The sequence below is a fragment of the Lacinutrix sp. YIN62 genome (assembly GCF_057219185.1).
Map to the genome: position 1 here is coordinate 91,746 of NZ_JBXVVH010000005.1, position 17,455 is coordinate 109,200.

15 protein-coding genes are annotated in these 17,455 nt (G+C 30.7%); 2 read left to right on the forward strand and 13 right to left on the reverse strand.

The window, feature by feature from the left end:
- Positions 1 to 97: 97 nt before the first annotated feature.
- From AC2D8I_RS04810 to AC2D8I_RS04870, 13 genes are all read right to left on the reverse strand, one after another.
- Positions 98 to 1,075 carry an MBOAT family O-acyltransferase gene (locus AC2D8I_RS04810; protein ID WP_484704859.1) on the reverse strand — a complete coding sequence of 326 codons (978 nt, stop codon included), beginning with the start codon at positions 1,073 to 1,075 and terminating at the stop codon, positions 98 to 100.
- A gap of 12 nt (positions 1,076 to 1,087) precedes the next feature.
- Positions 1,088 to 1,624 carry a hypothetical protein gene (locus tag AC2D8I_RS04815; RefSeq protein ID WP_484704860.1) on the reverse strand — a complete coding sequence of 179 codons (537 nt, stop codon included), beginning with the start codon at positions 1,622 to 1,624 and terminating at the stop codon, positions 1,088 to 1,090.
- 11 nt (positions 1,625 to 1,635) lie between these two features.
- Positions 1,636 to 2,841 (reverse strand): UDP-N-acetyl-D-mannosamine dehydrogenase, encoded by a 1,206-nt coding sequence (wecC, locus tag AC2D8I_RS04820; RefSeq protein WP_484704861.1) that lies wholly within the window; start codon positions 2,839 to 2,841, stop codon positions 1,636 to 1,638.
- A 2-nt stretch (positions 2,842 to 2,843) separates the two neighbouring features.
- Positions 2,844 to 3,968, reverse strand: coding sequence for a non-hydrolyzing UDP-N-acetylglucosamine 2-epimerase (gene wecB, locus AC2D8I_RS04825; RefSeq protein WP_484704862.1), 1,125 nt, complete (start codon positions 3,966 to 3,968; stop codon positions 2,844 to 2,846).
- A gap of 176 nt (positions 3,969 to 4,144) precedes the next feature.
- On the reverse strand, positions 4,145 to 5,401 hold the full coding sequence (locus AC2D8I_RS04830) for a nucleotide sugar dehydrogenase (protein WP_484704863.1): 1,257 nt from the start codon (positions 5,399 to 5,401) through the stop codon (positions 4,145 to 4,147).
- The gene (gene rfbD / locus AC2D8I_RS04835) at positions 5,394 to 6,260 is read right to left on the reverse strand and encodes a dTDP-4-dehydrorhamnose reductase (protein ID WP_484704864.1); all 867 of its coding nucleotides are present in this window, start codon (positions 6,258 to 6,260) and stop codon (positions 5,394 to 5,396) included. Before rfbD ends, AC2D8I_RS04830 begins: the two co-directional genes overlap by 8 nt.
- Positions 6,257 to 6,805: a dTDP-4-dehydrorhamnose 3,5-epimerase gene (gene rfbC / locus AC2D8I_RS04840; protein WP_484704865.1), complete on the reverse strand. Its 549-nt coding sequence runs from the start codon at positions 6,803 to 6,805 to the stop codon at positions 6,257 to 6,259. Before rfbC ends, rfbD begins: the two co-directional genes overlap by 4 nt.
- Before the next feature lie 16 nt (positions 6,806 to 6,821).
- Complete coding sequence (gene rfbA / locus AC2D8I_RS04845; protein ID WP_484704866.1) at positions 6,822 to 7,685, reverse strand: glucose-1-phosphate thymidylyltransferase RfbA; 864 nt, start codon at positions 7,683 to 7,685, stop codon at positions 6,822 to 6,824.
- Positions 7,686 to 7,691: 6 nt separating this feature from the next.
- A complete protein-coding gene (rfbB, locus tag AC2D8I_RS04850; RefSeq protein WP_484704935.1) occupies positions 7,692 to 8,699 on the reverse strand; it encodes a dTDP-glucose 4,6-dehydratase in 1,008 nt (335 codons plus the stop codon).
- On the reverse strand, positions 8,695 to 9,759 hold the full coding sequence (locus AC2D8I_RS04855; protein ID WP_484704867.1) for a hypothetical protein: 1,065 nt from the start codon (positions 9,757 to 9,759) through the stop codon (positions 8,695 to 8,697). Before AC2D8I_RS04855 ends, rfbB begins: the two co-directional genes overlap by 5 nt.
- An 8-nt stretch (positions 9,760 to 9,767) precedes the next feature.
- A complete protein-coding gene (locus AC2D8I_RS04860; protein ID WP_484704868.1) occupies positions 9,768 to 11,465 on the reverse strand; it encodes a DUF6909 family protein in 1,698 nt (565 codons plus the stop codon).
- Positions 11,466 to 11,493: 28 nt separating this feature from the next.
- Positions 11,494 to 12,996, reverse strand: a complete 1,503-nt coding sequence (locus AC2D8I_RS04865; protein WP_484704869.1) for a GH3 family acyl-acid amido synthetase — start codon at positions 12,994 to 12,996, stop codon at positions 11,494 to 11,496.
- A 4-nt stretch (positions 12,997 to 13,000) separates the two neighbouring features.
- Positions 13,001 to 13,864 (reverse strand): M23 family metallopeptidase, encoded by an 864-nt coding sequence (locus AC2D8I_RS04870; protein WP_484704870.1) that lies wholly within the window; start codon positions 13,862 to 13,864, stop codon positions 13,001 to 13,003.
- A gap of 281 nt (positions 13,865 to 14,145) precedes the next feature.
- On the opposite strand from AC2D8I_RS04870, the gene AC2D8I_RS04875 reads away from it, so the two are divergent.
- Positions 14,146 to 15,300, forward strand: a complete 1,155-nt coding sequence (locus AC2D8I_RS04875) for an HlyD family secretion protein (RefSeq protein WP_484704871.1) — start codon at positions 14,146 to 14,148, stop codon at positions 15,298 to 15,300.
- Positions 15,293 to 17,452: a peptidase domain-containing ABC transporter gene (locus tag AC2D8I_RS04880; RefSeq protein WP_484704872.1), complete on the forward strand. Its 2,160-nt coding sequence runs from the start codon at positions 15,293 to 15,295 to the stop codon at positions 17,450 to 17,452. Before AC2D8I_RS04875 ends, AC2D8I_RS04880 begins: the two co-directional genes overlap by 8 nt.
- The last annotated feature ends 3 nt before the right edge of the window (positions 17,453 to 17,455 follow it).

The following is a 17,455-nucleotide window of genomic DNA, read 5'->3' on the forward strand; positions in this document are numbered from 1 at the left end:
CCTTTTGTATAAACACCAAAGTTGTCTTTAGTTAAAATATAAGAAGCATCAATACACTTAATATTATTTTGTTTACAGTAATTTTTAACTTCATTTATTAAATTAGCATTAAGTTTCTATAATAAAATATTTTTTTTGATACACGACTTCCTCCTAAAGGAATAAACAAGTAGTCTCTTAACCAAGACGATAAACTTATATGCCATTTTCTCCAAAACTCTGTTATATTAGTAGACCCATACGGCATATTAAAGTTTTCCATTAGTTTAAAACCTAATAATACTGCAACTCCAATAGCCATGTCTGAATATCCTGAAAAATCACAATAAATCTGGATACTATAAGCCATTACTCCAATCCAAGTTGCAATGGTTCCAAATTGTTCTGGAGCAGCAAATAAAGCATCTGAAATTGGCGATATATTATCTGCAATTACTACTTTTTTAAACAACCCTAATAGAAAGTAGTTTGTCGCTAACTGAAAATTAACTTTATTAAACACACGATTTTCCTTTAATTGTGGCATAAAATCTATTGCACGTACAATTGGTCCTGCTACTAATTGCGGAAAGAATGTAACATATAATGCAAACTCAAAAAAATCTTTACTAGGTTTCATTTTACCATAATATATATCAATGGTATAACACATTGATTGAAATGTGTAAAATGAAATACCAACTGGTAATACAATATCTAAAAAGAAATTTGTTCCTGTACCTGAAACTAGACTAGAAACACTATTTATAGTGTCTAAAAAGAAGTTGGTATATTTAAAATAGGCTAGAAAGCCCAAATTGGTTACTAAGCTCATCACTAAAAAAAACTTTTTTTGCTTTTGTGATTCGCTATTGTGTATTTTTTTTCCTGCAAAGTAATCTACTATTGTAGAAAACAGTATTAATAGAATAAATATAGGGTTCCAAGACATATAAAAGTAATAAGACGCTAAAAGCAAGAATATAATTCTTGCTTTTAGTTTCTTATCTTCATTTTTTATTTGCCCTAATAGGAACCAATATATTAGGAATACAACTACAAAAAAGAGTAGGAAAAGTGAGGTTGAAAAAATCATTGACAATAAATTTTATTGTAGCAAATTGATATTTCTTATTGTTAATATTTTATCATTCTCTACTCCACTATTAGAATAAAAGTAAAACTTAACCTGTTTATGTTTTTTAGGTAACAAATTAAATTCTTGCGAAATAACAGGTTTATTATCTAACATCATAACTTTACATACCGTTGCTATTTGTCTTGATTTACGATCTTGGTATAACTTATCATTAAATGACTTAGGGTTTTCTGCATAAAAAACTGCCGATACCTTTAATGTTTCAATACGCTCTAAGTTAGATTCTGAATCTAAAACATATATTAATTGATAATTATCACCTCCTTTTGAATTTAAGGTTATATAATTTACTTTGATATCATCTGTAAATTCAAAACCGTTTTCAAAAATATAATTAAGTTGAGTTGGGACTCCTTCTAAATTAGGATAAGTAACTGCTACTTTTTCTGTTATTTTAGTTTCATCAAGCGTAACTGTTTCTTTTTTCATCTCATCTTTACAAGATAAAACTGCTATAAATAACAATGCTAATAAAATGTTCTTCATTTTTATTTAATTTATTGATTTGTAACGTTACAAAAGTCTAATGTAAACTTACTAGATTCTAATGCTTTAAATTCGTTATGAGCCACTAAATATACAATAATATCTGAAGCTTCAATGGCATCATTTGACTTTTGTATTTCTAGCGTTTTATGGGATTCAATATTAGGTTCAACAGCTAATATGTTTAAATTTTGATTAATCAAAGTCATTACAACATTTAAAGCAGGTGATTCTCTTAGGTCGTCAATGTTTGGTTTAAAAGCTAATCCCATTGCTGCGATTTTTGGCTTTTTATTATTATCTAACTCAAACTGTAATGCTGTGTTTTTAATTTTTTCAATAACCCATTCCGTTTTGTAATTATTGATTTCTCTTGCTGCTCGAATTATTTTCGTCTGTTCCGGAAATTCGCTAACGATAAACCATGGATCTACAGCAATGCAATGACCGCCTACACCTGTTCCTGGCTGCAAAACATTTACTCTAGGGTGTTTATTCGCTAGTTCTATTAGCTCCCAAACATTAATTCCTGCCTCATCACATATCATAGATAACTCATTAGCAAATGCAATTTGCACATCTCTAGAAGAGTTTTCTACTAGTTTACACATTTCTGCAGTTTTAGAATTAGTTTTATGTAATTCTCCTTTTACAAAATGCTTATAAAATAGTACAGCTCTTTCTGTTGATTCTTCGTTAATCCCTCCAATCGCTCTATCATTATGTTCTAACTCATGAATAACATTTCCAGGTAAAACACGTTCAGGACAATAAGCCATAAATATTTTCCCTTTCAATTCTGGTCTTTCTGAAAAAATAACCTTTTCCATTTTTTCTGTTGTACCAACTGGACTCGTAGATTCTATAATTACTAAAGCCCCTTCTTTTAATGTTGGTAAAATAGCACGGGTAGCAGATTCTACATAAGAAATATCTGGTTCATGATCATCTTTAAAAGGTGTTGGAACCGCTATTAAGTAAACATCTGCTTCAACAGGCGTAGTGCTTGCTGTTAAATACTTTTCTTTTACTACATGGTGGACTAAACCATCTAAATCTGGTTCTACAATATGTATTTCTCCTTTGTTAATTGTATCTACTACGTGTTGATGTATATCTACTCCTGTAACTTTAATATTTTTACTTGCTATTAAAGCTGCAGTTGGCAGACCAATATAGCCTAAGCCAACCATTACAACACTTGGTTTATTACTCATGTTTATAAATTAGATATGAAATTTACTATTTTACTACAAGCTGTACCATCACCATAAGGGTTATGCAACTTGCTCATTTTTAAATAGGCTGCTTCGTTGTTTAATAAATCATTTGTTTCGTTTACTATTTTCTGCGTATCTGTTCCTACCAAAAGTACAGTTCCCGCTTCAACTGCTTCAGGTCTTTCGGTTGTATCGCGCATTACTAAAACTGGCTTCCCTAAACTTGGTGCTTCTTCTTGAACACCACCACTATCTGTAATAATTATGTGTGATTTATTCATTAACCAAACAAATGCAGGATAAGATAATGGGGTTATCAGTTTTACATTTTCAATATTTGCTAAAAGCTCGTATACAGGTTTTTGAACATTTGGATTTAAATGAACAGGATATATTATTTGAATATCATCATTTTTTTCTGCAATTTCCTTTAATGCACTACAAATATTAATAAAACCTTGTCCATGATTTTCACGTCTATGACCAGTTACCAATATTAGTTTTCTTGAACTATCAACTATATTTTTCAAATCATTAACCTCATTATCTGAGTATTCAGAAGAAGTGACTTTACTAGAACTAAAATCTAATGCGTCAATAACTGTATTACCTGTAACAAGAATATTACTTTCAGAAATATTTTCGTTTAGCAAGTTTTGCTTAGAAGTCGTTGTAGGTGCAAAATGATAATCTGAAATACTTCCAGCTATGCTTCTATTTACCTCTTCAGGAAATGGAGATCGTTTGTTAAACGTTCTTAAACCAGCTTCTACATGACATACTTTTGCTCCAGAATAAAATGACGCTATACTAGCTGCCATAGTTGTAGTTGTATCACCATGAACATATACATAATCTGGTTTAAACTCTTCTAAAATAGGTTTTAGGTTTATTATAATGTCTGCTGTTAAGGTGTATAGATTTTGATTTGGTTTCATTAAATCTAAATCGAAATCTGGTTTGATTTCAAAAAAAGATAACACTTGATCTAACATTTCTCTATGCTGAGCTGTTATACAGACCTTAGTTTCAAATTTGTCTTTATTCTTAATAAATTCTTTAACCAATGGAGCCATTTTAATCGCTTCTGGTCTAGTTCCGAAAATTATAAGGTTTTTTTTCATTAATTATTGAGGCTAAACATTTGGTTATTATAATGCCTTTTTGCGACTGCAAAAGTAGTATTTTTAAACAGATTTTTTTCTTTTATATAAAATAAACTTACGATTAACCGATTAAAGTGTGTTTTTAATTGGCGTTTTACCATTAGAAATTTATCTATAGGAAACTTTCTTACATTTTAAAGCCTTGCAGTTACTATATTTTCAGGTAAAAAACCTTTTAAATCGAATACCACAGTGTTTTTAGTTACTAATTTTTCCCAATCCAATCTATTAAATCTATCATGCTTTACAGCTAAAATAACAGCTTTATAGTCTTTAGATATTTCTTGAATTAAATCAATATTATATTCTTTCTTAACTTCTATTTCGTCTGCAAAAGAATCATAAACATCTACTTGCATTCCAAATTCTTTTAACTCATCAATAACATTAATGACTCCTGTATTTCTAATATCTGGGCAGTTTTCTTTAAATGTAATCCCTAATATTAAGACATTAGCTCCCTTTATTTCATTTCCATTATTTGCAAACAGTTTAACTAATTTATTAGCTACAAACATACCCATACTTGAGTTTATTCTCCTTCCAGCCAATATTACTTCTGGATGATAACCAACAGATTCAGCTTTGTGTGTAAGATAGTAAGGGTCAACACCTATACAATGTCCTCCAACTAATCCTGGAGTAAATGGTAAAAAATTCCATTTAGTTCCAGCAGCAGCTAACACTTCTGTTGTATCTATTTCAAGTTTATCAAAAATAATAGCAAGCTCATTTATAAATGCAATATTTAAATCACGTTGCGTGTTTTCTATAACTTTAGCTGCTTCTGCAACTCTTATTGATGATGTTTTATGTGTTCCTGCTGTAATAATTGATTTATACAAATCATCAACTTTTGTAGCTATTTCCTTAGTACTCCCTGAAGTTACTTTAATAATATTAGTAATAGTATGCTTTTTGTCTCCCGGATTAATGCGCTCTGGTGAATATCCACAGAAAAAATCTTTATTAAACTTAAGTCCACTATTTTTAGCTAATATAGGCGCACAAACCTCTTCAGTGCATCCTGGGTAAACAGTAGACTCATATATTACAATATCTCCTTTTTTTAAAACTTTAGCTATTGTTTCACTTGCCTTAATTATTGGTGTTAAGTCTGGTGATTTATGCTTTGTAATTGGTGTTGGAACTGTTACTATATATATGTTTGCTTGTTTTAAATCTTCAACAAAACTGGTGAATTGTAATGTTTTTGAAGCTTCTAATTCTCTTGACGACACTTCTAAAGTGTGGTCTTTATTCCTTTTAAGTTCTTTTATCCTTGATTTATTAATATCAAATCCTATAATATTAAATTTCTTTTTTGAAAAGGCAACAGCTAACGGTAAGCCTACATAACCCAATCCTATTATAGCTATATTATTATTCATTTTTTAATGTTTTAATTACCTCTTCTAGTGCTTTTTTCCAATGATTATTTATAGTATTAGTGTTTTTTAAAAACTTGTCTTTTGATAAAACACTATATTTAGGACGAGTCGCTTTTGTTTTAAAAAAAGGTACTTGTGATAATTTATTTAAATCATACCCCTTAAAGTTAGTTGCTATTTCTCTTGCAAAATCATACCAAGTAGCTTCTCCTTCATTACTATAATTATAGGTTGCATAAGGTATATTTTTTAGTTTTATTATATTATAAATAACTTTAGCTAAATCTATGCAACTAGTAGGTGTTCCTGTTTCTGCAATAGTAACTTTTAAATCAGCGTTTTCATTTATTTTATTAACTATGGTTTTAACGAAGTTCTTTCCATATGAAGAAAACAACCAAGACGTTCTTATTATGAAATGTTCTTTCAATATTTCAGAAATATATTGTTCTCCTTTTAACTTTGATTTACCATATTCATTTATTGGATTTGTTTTATCTGTTTCAAAATATGGTGTTTGCTTTGTTCCATCAAAAACATAATCTGTAGAAATATGTATCAATGTGATCTTTTCTTTTTTACACGCTCTTGCTATATATTTTACTGCTTCTGCATTTACTTGAAATGCTATATTTGATAAGTCTTCTGCTTTTTCAACGTTTGTATAAGCTGCACAATTTACACAATAATCGAAACTGTTTTTTGAGAAATATTTAGTTATAGCTATTTGATCTGTAATATCTAGTTCTTCTTTACTTATAAAAGTAAATTGTATATTATCTTTATTCTCATTGAATAATCCCTTAATAGTTTGAGATAATTGTCCTTTCCCCCCGGTTACTAAAACATTAGTCATCATGGTAAAGTAGCATTTTTAAATGTTGGAAGGATTATATCTTTTTCAGAAACTAAAAATTCCTCTTTTGATAATTGCCAATCGATATTTAAATCTGAATCATTATATATAATACCAGCTTCAGATTCTTTATTATAATAATTATCACATTTATAAGAGAAAATAGCAGTTTTACTTAATACAATAAAACCATGAGCAAATCCTCTTGGCATGAATAATTGTTTTTTATTTTCTCCACTCAACTCTACTGAAAAATATTGTCCGAAAGTTATAGATCCCTTTCTAATATCTACAGCAACATCAAGAACATTCCCTTTAATAACACGTACCAATTTTGCTTGAGCGAATTCGCCTTTCTGATAATGTAGCCCTCTTAAAACCCCTTTCTTAGAATAAGATTCATTGTCTTGAATAAAAATGGTATTCGTTTTAGTTACCTCATTGAAAATCTTATTATTAAAACTCTCAAAAAAAGACCCTCTTGAATCCTTAAAAATCCTTGGTTCTAAAACAAGACAACCTCTAAGTTTAGTTTGGATAACTTTCATTCTGTTTATAAAAGTTTTATTTATCTAAAATGCTAAGTAAATGTTTCCCATAACCACTCTTAATTAGTGGCTCTATAAGTTTGTTTAACTGTCTTTTATCTATATAGCCCATTCTGTAAGCAACTTCCTCTATCGCACCTATTTTAAGCCCTTGCCGCTCCTCTATTACTTGAACAAATTGAGAAGCTTGCATTAACGAATTAAATGTCCCTGTATCCAACCATGCAGTGCCTTTATCAAGAACACTTACTTTTAATTTTTTTCGCTTTAAATATGCTTTATTAACATCTGTAATCTCTAATTCACCTCTACAACTTGGTTTTATGTTTTTAGCGATATCTATAACATCATTATCATAAAAATAAATGCCAGGTACAGCATAATTTGATTTAGGTTTTAATGGTTTCTCTTCAATAGATATTGCTTTACCCTCATCATCAAATTCAACAACACCATAACGTTCTGGATCAAGAACGTGGTAAGCATAAATAATCCCTCCATTAGGGTTATTATTCGCTTGCAGTAACACTTCTAAACCCGTTCCATAAAAAATATTATCGCCCAATATTAGTGCTACTTTATCGTCACCAATAAACTCTTCTCCAATAATAAAAGCCTCAGCAAGACCATTAGGAGCTTCTTGTACTTCATATTGAAAATTACAACCAAATTTTTTTCCATCCCCCAACAAGGCTTTAAAAAGAGGAAGATCTGATGGTGTAGATATTATAAGTATATCCTTTATTCCTGAACACATTAGAGTAGATAAAGGATAATAGATCATCGGTTTATCGTAAATAGGCATTAATTGCTTACTCACAGCCAATGTTAAAGGATGTAACCGTGTACCTGATCCGCCTGCTAAGATTATACCTTTCATTTTATATTAAACATACTTCTTTAAGTACCAATTGATTGTTTTCTTTATACCTGATTCAAAATTTTCATCGGCTCTCCATCCTAAATCATTTTCTATTTTAGAAGCATCTATCGCATATCTAAAATCATGGCCTAGTCTATCTGGCACGAATGTAATTAGGTTTTTATAAGAACTATCTGTTGGTTTTATTTCATCTAAAATACTACATATTTTATCTACGATAAATAAATTATTTTTCTCATTACGACCTCCTACATTATATGTTTCTCCCGCTTTACCTTTTTTAAAAACGAGATCTATTGCTTTACAATGATCTAAAACATATAACCAATCTCTTATATTTTTTCCATCCCCATAAATAGGGATTTGCTCACCAGATAATGCGCTTCTAATGATTGTTGGTATTAACTTTTCATCATGTTGCTTTGGCCCGTAATTATTAGAGCAACTAGTAGTCACAACATTCATTCCATAGGTATGAAAATAACTCCTAACCATAAAATCAGAAGAAGCCTTTGATGCGCTATATGGGCTATTTGGCGCATAGGGTGTTTTCTCTGTAAATAAACCATGCGATCCAAGTGTACCATATACCTCGTCTGTTGAAATATGATGAAATCTACTATTTTGAAACCCTTCTTTTACCTTATTAAAACTATCTAACCAATATTTCTTTGCAACTTCTAACAGATTAAATGTTCCTAAAATATTAGTGTTTACAAAAGCTCCAGGATTAGTTATAGAATTGTCTACATGAGATTCTGCAGCAAAATGAATGATTCCTTGAAAACAGTACTTTTTAAAAAGTTCTTCTATTAGTTCTCGATCACAAATATCACCTTCAATAAAAGTATAATTATTATAATCTTCTATTTCATTCAAATTAGCTAAATTTCCGGCATACGTTAATTTATCTATATTCACAATGGCTACATCTTTATTTTCTTTTAAAAAAAAAGATATAAAGTTTGAACCTATAAATCCAGCGCCTCCAGTAATTAATATGCTTTTAATTCTCATAATTTTTCACATATACTATAATTTTTTTCATTGCAAAAAATAAACATAACATTATAAAAGAGATCGCAGGGAACACTAAAGAATATCTCTCTAACAACTTAATACGCTCGTTACCTACATTTTGAAAACTAGAAATAACATCTACAAAAACATCTTTAGAAATAGCTTTCTCTTCTAATGTTCTCATTTGTTCCCTCAATTTTATTTCTTTTTCTAGCAATTCGTATTCTTTAGTTTCTGCTTTTTCTTGCTGTAAAGGGAATGTTGCTGACAGCCTAAGACCCTTACTTTGACTTTTCGTTTCCTGCTGTAAAACATCAATATATATGCGCTGCAAAGAATCTACTTCCTTTAAATTTTCTTCAATGTTTCTTTTTTCTAATATGTATAATTCATTTTCTTTCTTTTTCTTTCTCTCAGAAAAACTATTAGTAAAGGCTGAATTAATTCCATTCTCTAGATTTTTAAAAATATCTTTTTTATAGGATTCTGCTGTTATTAAAAATAAATCTCCAGAATAAATATTTCTATTTGCTATGTAATCATCAAAAGAAATGCTTTGTACTCCAGAACTATCTATAGTTCTTAGAAAATTTTGATAACTTAATATTTTATTATTTTCAGTTTCTGGCCCAGGTTCTATTATAAATGCTTTAATTTCCTTTACATCAACTTTAGTCTCTTGAAAGTTAAAGATATCTTCTAAAGCCTTGTAATTTTTATTATTAATTAAAGCATTATAATAATTAATATTAGAAACTAATTGGTATTTAGAATCGAAATAAGGCTTTACTAGCATCTCTGAGCTATAAATTTTTTGCTTTTTTTGCTCTAAAAAAAAGCCTAACATTCCTGTAACGAGTACAACACTTATTATGAGCTTCCAATTGATTATAAATGCCTTGATAGCATAAATAAATATAGAAAAAATAGTCTTAAAGATTGTGCCTAAAAAATTAAAAAATCTTGTAAACACATTTCCTATTAAATTAAAAAATACAATTAGATCAATTTCTTCTCCTGTGTTTCTGTTTGATGGCAATTCTTTGCTCATAATTATGATTAAATAGTTTTATTAAATATCTGTTGTAATATTTTTCTTGTTATTAGGTATGTTGGCCTAACCCCAGAAGTACCTAAACCACCTGATGCTAATGTTCCTCCTGTTTCCAAAGGATTATCACTAGCGTAATAAGCGTATCTCACCTTTACATTTGGATTGATACTTCCTCTTACTTTGGAAGCTGCCTGTATTGCTTTTTGATAGTGTGCACCTTCCATTTCTAACCCAATAACATTCCATGTTGAGTTAAAAAAGAACTTCAAAATATCTTTATTCTGTAAAGAGGTTCCTAAAACAGAAACCATAGAACCTTCAAAGACCTCAACACCTTGCCCTTCTAAATCCGATTTACTCAATTCGTTCTTAAATGGGTAATTTCCTGCTGTACCTTCAAAAATATGCGCAGAAGGGATCATTATATCGCCTTTACCGCCTTCTAAAATACCCGCTTTTCCCATTATGGAAATAGACTCTATATTTAAATGCGTCACTTCAGACTTATCTAAATACGGCTTTAATAACTCGTCTATAGTCTCATAAGCCTGCTCTCCAAAAGCATAATCCATTACAAAAATAACAGGTTTTACTAAAGTCTCTTTTTGCGTATTTAACTCTAATCCCAGTTCGCTTAGATTCAATTTCTCTGTATCGAAAATCTGAACATCGATATTTGTACCTGAGCTATCTTTTATGTATATCATACCTTGCTGTAACGCTTTATGTGTTACTTTGTTACGTAAGGTTTCATTTTCGCTATTGCTTAAATCTTCATAAACATCGAATACATCTTTCTTAGAGACTAAGCTTTTTAATGCTAATGGTGCATATAGCGTATTCATTACACTATGTAAATTGGCGCTAATAATATGAATTGGACGTTCTAATAAATGATGCTTTTTTAATGTTTCTTTTATAGTATTCGCCCAAATTTCACCATGAATATGGTGCCCTAATCGCTCTCGCAATACTGGACTAAAGGTAACCGTTCGCTTATTATTGTAAACCACCTCATCTATCGCTAATTTACCTAACCAATACACAATATGCAGCAAACGTTCTGGTGATGCCTTGGTCGAAAACGTAGAATACACTGCCGACAATTCTTGAAAAGTTCTTCCTAAAATATTCGCAGTATGCGTAATGGCAACTTCTCGTTCTTTTTGTGTTAGTTTCTTTTTAGATAAAACAGCTTTTTCCAATTTCAACCAATCTCGAGTTGTATGCCCTTCATCGTTAATAACGACACGTTTACTAATTTTATGAGACTCTATAAAAAGAAAAGTTAAATGTGTTAAAATATCATAAATCTCAGAACGGCCACGCGTAATTTCGATATTCATTTGTTCTTCGTCTATACGATAACAATTACGTCTCCTTTTAGGTGGTATTATAACTTCAAAATGTGAATTAGCATACCCTTCATCACTAGTTAAGTTTATAAAACGACATTCTTCAATTCCCGCAGGTAATCTATCAATTACATATAAAAGCCCCTCTAATTCGGCTTTTTCTTCAGCTATAGACCCATAAATTTCTGGCCTTAAAACTAAAAGAGCTTCGCGTAGAGTTTCCCCTGAAATTCCCATAGGCTTATAAAAACCACGATTAAACAAATGACGCATAGTGATGTACATTCTCTCTATTGCATTCGAACTCTCTTGAGCTCTCGATCTTTCATGATGTGCTGTTTGACTCATATTTTATATTTAACGCGTAAAGATACTATTATTTATGAATAATTCCGTCTTGTAAAGCATCTGCTATCTTTCTATCATTAGAAAGTCGAGGGATTTTATTCTGTCCGCCAAGTTTTCCAATAGATTTCATATAATTCTGAAACCCTTTCTTTTTAACCTTAGAAACCTTTAATGTTTGTAAAATTTTACCTTCTATTAAGTCTAAATAATAACTATTTTGTTTTTGTAAAGCTTTATCAATTTTTAATTCCAAAGCTGCAATATCATCTGGTGCATTCTCAAATTCTATAAACCATTCGTGATAAGGCAGACCTGATTCTGGCGTTATTTGTGGGGCTACTGTAAATTCATTTATTCTAACTGCTGTCCCTTTTAAAGCTTCTTCTAAAGCATATTCCACTTCTTTCCCTATAACATGTTCTCCAAAAGCAGAAATAAAATGCTTAATTCGTCCTGAGACAATAATGCGATATGGCTTTATACTTGTAAACTGAATTGTATCACCAATATTATATGCCCAAAGTCCCGCGTTGGTAGAAATTATCATGACGTAATTAATTCCAACCTGAACATCACCTATTGTTATACGTTCTGGATTTTCATTAAAAAAAGTATCGGCAGTAACAAATTCATAAAACATTCCTGAGTTTAATTGTAACAACATCCCCTTTTCGCCTTGCTTATCTTGAAAGGCAAAAAAACCTTCACTAGCAGGATAAAGCTCTATACTATCGACTTTACGTCCTATTAAATTTTCAAACTTAGCACGATATGGTTCATAATTAACCCCACCATAAATAAACAAATTAAAATTTTTAAATATGTCTCCTACTTTTTTTCCTGTTTTTTGCTGAAGCCTTTCAAAGTACATTTGTACCCATGATGGGATCCCAGAAATCACAGTCATATTTTCAGGAAGGGTTTCTGATACAACAGCATCGACTTTTGTCTCCCAATCTTCAATACAATTGGTTTCCCAAGAAGGCATTCTATTTTTTTGAAGGTATTTCGGCACATAATGCGCCACAATACCTGATAATCGTCCTAATTGCACCCCATTTTCTTTCTTTAAAGTTGGGTTCCCTTGCAGGAAGATCATTTTTCCATCGACAAATTTTGTGTTTCCTGTTTCATTAATATACATTAAAATCGCATTTCTAGCGGCATTAATGTGACTTGGCATACTTTCTTTAGTAATAGGAATATATTTTGCTCCAGAAGTAGTCCCGGATGTTTTTGCAAAATACAACGGCTTTCCTTTCCATAACACATCTGCTTCTCCAGAAACAACTCTATCTACATAACTCCTTAACCCTTCATAATCTCTAATAGGGACATGTTTAGCATAATCTTCATAAGATCTAATAGTTTCAAAATTATGCGCTTTACCAAACGCTGTAAATTTCGCTTCTTCTATTAACTTTCGAAATACTCTTTCTTGTGTTTCAATTGGAGCATTTGCCCATTTTTGAATCGTTTTATTAATGCGTTTTGCAAAGGGTTTTGCTAATGCAGATTTTAATGATATCATTTTTTTATTTAAAATCTATAAAATTAGTTGGATTCACAGGATAACCATCACTCCATAATTCAAAATGTAAATGCGGTCCTGTTGTTAACTCTCCCGTATTACCAGCAGTAGCAATAACTTCTCCTGATTTAACTAAATCTCCTTGTGATTTTGTTAATGAAGCATTGTGTTTATATACCGAAATTAAACCGTAACTATGTTCTATTATAATAACAAAACCTGTTTCAGTGGTCCATTCAGCAAAAATAACGGTGCCATCTGCAGCAGCTTTAACTGGTGTATTTTCTGCAACAACAACATCTACGGCATAATGTTTTTCTTTAACATTATAAGCGGCACTAATCGTTCCATTTACAGGAGGAAAAAGAACAAAATTAGCTTTAGATTTTGCTGTCTCAAACAAATTATATTTATCTTCTTTATTTACTTTTTCTCTTAATATTGAATCTTCTTTTATCGGGTCTAAATCAACCTCATTAATATCAATACTGGCTGCAGAAATAATAGAATCTCTATTAAACGCAACAGTGCTCACTTCGCCTTTCAACACCTTTTTAATAGACCCATAATATTGTTCATTTAACCGAATAACTTGCTGAAGAGAATCGGTTTTATAGTTAAGTTCTACAGCTTGTTTTTTCAACGCTGTAGATGAATACCCTGGTATGTATTCTCTTAAAGGTGTAAAAGCAATTAATAGCGTTGTAAAAGTAATTAACAATATGGAGGATATGCTAATTAAAACAAATACATTTAACCTTGTTAGTTTAAACGATATACGTTCTTCAAAAGTGTCTTCATTCAATATCACTAAACGATATTTATGAAGTAATTTCCGCTTTAATGGAATCTTTTTCTTTTCTTTCATAATAAAATCACATTACAAATATAATCAATCACAAGTATTTTTTATTCAATTTGACATTTTTAAGAACAAACATATTACTTGCTTATAAACAAACACTTAAGACAACTTATAACAGCTTTATTTTATAAAAACAAGCTGTAATCCCTTGTTTTTATACTTAATAATACTTTGCTTTGAATCAAAACTCAAGCAAATGACATATTTAATACTATACGATTATTTCGTTGAAAAGGTTCAATCTAAAACGCTAATAAACATTAAATATTTAAAACGATTGAATTATGGAAGAAAATAATATCTTTCCTGAAGACATACTCCATAATACAGTAGAATATCATATTGCAAAACATAGTAAAAAAAGTAATCTTATTTTTTGGCTTATATTCATTGCTTTGTTGGGTACATTTATAGCACTTCCATTTATATATGTAGACATATATACTACCAGTAGAGGAATCATAACATCTGAAGAGAATCCAGTAACACTTTCTGCACCTTCTAGAGGTCGCATCACTTACTTTAACCTTTCTGAGAACGCAGCGGTCTATAAAGGCGATACGTTATTAATTATTGATCAAAAAATTCTAGACGAAAAAGATAAATTATTGATTACTCAAAAACAAGATGCTGAAAACTTCATCATTGATCTAGAACATTTACTTAAAGGGCGCTTTTCCAAACTCGAAACAAGTAAGTACAGAAAAGAAAGAATCCGTTATCAACAGGAGTTACAAAATATTGATACAGAAATAAAAAGAGCAAACGAAGATTTTAATATTGCCAAGCAACTATTTAATAAAGATGTTATTGCAAAAGTTGAATATGACGAAGCTTTATTTAAATTAAATAAAGCCAAGGACAATAAAGTAATAACTGTAAAGCAAACACAACTATCGTGGCAAAATGAATTGGTCGATTACAACCAATCTTTAGATAATTTGAATTCTAACCAAAAACAATTGGCAGAAGAAAAGAATATGTATGTTTTACTTGCTCCTATAGATGGAGAACTTATAAATGTACAAGGGTTTAATACTGGAAGTATTGTTAATACCGGAAGCAACTTGGCTAATATCTCACCTAATAAAAACCTTATTATAGAATCTTACATTTCACCAACAGATATAGGTTATATTAAAGAAGGTATTGCAGCAAAATACCAAGTAGATTCCTATAATTCAAATCAATGGGGATTTGCTAGCGGAAAGATAACAGAGGTTGGAAAGGATATTGTTACCTATAACAATGCTTCCATTTTTAAAGTTAGAAGCTCATTAAAAGAAAAAAAGTTATCACTTAGTAACGGTGCAACTGGAACTCTAAAAAAAGGAATGACGGTTACTAGTCGCTTTTTCTTAACTAAAAGAAGCCTTTTCCAATTGCTATTTGATAGCATAGACGATTGGTTTAACCCTTACAACAACGACAATGAGTAAAATAGAAATAAAACAACACGATTTTACCGACTGTGGTGCAGCTTGTTTAGCATCTATATCAGAACATTATAAATTAAGCCTCCCTATTGCTAGAATTCGCCAGTATGCGAATACTAGTCAAAAAGGAACATCCCTTTTAGGGCTTCGTGAGGCCGCAACAAAATTAGACTTTATTGCAAAAGGAGTTAAAGCCTCTATTGAAAGTTTAGAAGACATTCCATTACCAGCCATTGCGCATGTAATGATTAAACTCGAAGAACATGAGTTTCCACATTATATGGTTATTTACAAAGTAACTAAAGACTATGTAAAAGTTATGGATCCTGCAACGGGTAAATTAGAAAAGAAAACAATAGAAGCCTTCAAAAAAATATTTACGGGCTATATGTTAATTTTAATTCCGGATGAAGATATTTTTAAAGAGCGTAATGAGAAATTCTCAAATTTAAAGCGGATGGCTTTTCTTCTAAATCCTCATAAACACATATTGGTTCAAGCGCTTATAGGCTCTATCATCTATACCTTATTAGGGTTTTCGGTATCCATATACATAGAAAAAATAACAGATTTTGTACTTGTTAGCGGCAATAAGAGCCTACTTAACCTAATGAGCATTATAGTTATAGCGTGCATTATTCTTCAATTTATCTTTGGTGCTTTAAAGGATGTCTTTATGTTAAAAACCAGCCAGCAAATAGATTCTAGACTTATTTTAGGCTATTATAAACACCTCTTTTCTATGCCACAAAAATTCTTTGACACAATGAGAATTGGTGAAATCATGTCACGAATAGGAGATGCTGTAAAAATAAGACTACTTATTAATGAAACGGCCTTAAGCATAATCGTAAATGTATTTATCGTTATTTTTTCATTTGTTTTTATGTATACATACTACTGGAAACTGGCTGCGATAATAACGCTAATTATTCCATTGTATATTATAATTTATTATATAGTAAACAATTTAAATAAAAAGGTAGAGCGTCAAGTTATGGAAAAAAATGCATTACTTGAATCTCAATTGGTAGAGTCTATAAAAAACATTGGAACCGTTAAACGCTTATCCTTAGAAGAGTTTTCAAAAAATAAAACCGAATTAAAATTTATAGATCTACTAAAAACGGTATATCAATCTGGTCTTAATAACATTTTTTCCAGTACCTCAACAGGATTTATTTCTAGAATTTTTACTGTAATACTACTTTGGGCAGGAACCTATTACGTTATTGATGGAGAAATAACCCCTGGAGAATTATTTTCTTTTTACTCTATTATAGGGTATTTCACGGGGCCAGCCTCGCAATTAATTGGCACTAATAAATCCATTCAAAATGCTATGATTGCAGCAGACCGGTTATTTGGAATCATGGATTTAGAAACGGAGGCTAACGAAGCCAATATCTCAATTTCTGAGCACTCGTTTGGAGATATTCAATTTGATAATGTACGTTTCCATTACGAATTAGGTAGAGATATATTTAAAAATATTAGCTTAAATATCCCAAGAGGAAAATTTACAGCCTTGGTAGGCGAAAGTGGAAGCGGAAAGAGTACTATTGCTTCGCTTATACAAAGTGTTTATCAGCCTACAGAAGGTAAAATTTTAATCGGGGATTACGATTTAAAATACATCACCAAAGAGAGTATTAATAGCCTAGTAACAACAGTTCCCCAAAATGTAGAATTATTTGATGGTTCCATCATTTCAAATATTGCTATAGGAGAATACAAACCGAATATGGAAAAAATTATCAAAGTTTGTAAACAAGTAGGTGCGTATGAGTTTATAGAATCATTACCTAATGGTTTCGAAACCTATCTTGGTGAATTCGGAGCCAATCTTTCAGGAGGTGAAAGACAACGCATAGCGTTTGCTAGAGCACTTTATAAAGAGCCTGAAATATTAATTCTAGACGAAGCCACTTCTGCTCTAGACTCAGAATCTGAATTGGTCATTAAAGATCTTATCGATGCTTTAGCATCACAAGGAAAAACAATAATAATAATTGCCCACAAATTACAGTCTATAATTAAAGCAGACAAAATAATTGCACTTAAAAAAGGGGAAGTTGTTGAAACAGGAACGCATCAAGAACTTTTATCTAAGGAAGGCTATTATAACAAAATGTGGAAAAATTTAAACGTATAACTA

Bases quoted from the DNA above. Each gene is read 5' to 3' on its own strand.
- AC2D8I_RS04810 (WP_484704859.1), bottom strand. From the start codon at position 1,075: ATGATTTTTTCAACCTCACTTTTCCTACTCTTTTTTGTAGTTGTATTC.
- rfbD (WP_484704864.1), bottom strand. From the start codon at position 6,260: ATGATGACTAATGTTTTAGTAACCGGGGGGAAAGGACAATTATCTCAA.
- rfbC (WP_484704865.1), bottom strand. From the start codon at position 6,805: ATGAAAGTTATCCAAACTAAACTTAGAGGTTGTCTTGTTTTAGAACCA.
- AC2D8I_RS04855 (WP_484704867.1), bottom strand. From the start codon at position 9,759: ATGAGCAAAGAATTGCCATCAAACAGAAACACAGGAGAAGAAATTGAT.
- AC2D8I_RS04880 (WP_484704872.1), top strand. From the start codon at position 15,293: ATGAGTAAAATAGAAATAAAACAACACGATTTTACCGACTGTGGTGCA.
- AC2D8I_RS04830 (WP_484704863.1), bottom strand. From the start codon at position 5,401: ATGAATAATAATATAGCTATAATAGGATTGGGTTATGTAGGCTTACCG.
- AC2D8I_RS04860 (WP_484704868.1), bottom strand. From the start codon at position 11,465: ATGAGTCAAACAGCACATCATGAAAGATCGAGAGCTCAAGAGAGTTCG.
- wecC (WP_484704861.1), bottom strand. From the start codon at position 2,841: ATGAGTAATAAACCAAGTGTTGTAATGGTTGGCTTAGGCTATATTGGT.
- AC2D8I_RS04815 (WP_484704860.1), bottom strand. From the start codon at position 1,624: ATGAAGAACATTTTATTAGCATTGTTATTTATAGCAGTTTTATCTTGT.
- AC2D8I_RS04865 (WP_484704869.1), bottom strand. From the start codon at position 12,996: ATGATATCATTAAAATCTGCATTAGCAAAACCCTTTGCAAAACGCATT.
- AC2D8I_RS04870 (WP_484704870.1), bottom strand. From the start codon at position 13,864: ATGAAAGAAAAGAAAAAGATTCCATTAAAGCGGAAATTACTTCATAAA.
- AC2D8I_RS04875 (WP_484704871.1), top strand. From the start codon at position 14,146: ATGGAAGAAAATAATATCTTTCCTGAAGACATACTCCATAATACAGTA.
- rfbA (WP_484704866.1), bottom strand. From the start codon at position 7,685: ATGAAAGGTATAATCTTAGCAGGCGGATCAGGTACACGGTTACATCCT.
- wecB (WP_484704862.1), bottom strand. From the start codon at position 3,968: ATGAAAAAAAACCTTATAATTTTCGGAACTAGACCAGAAGCGATTAAA.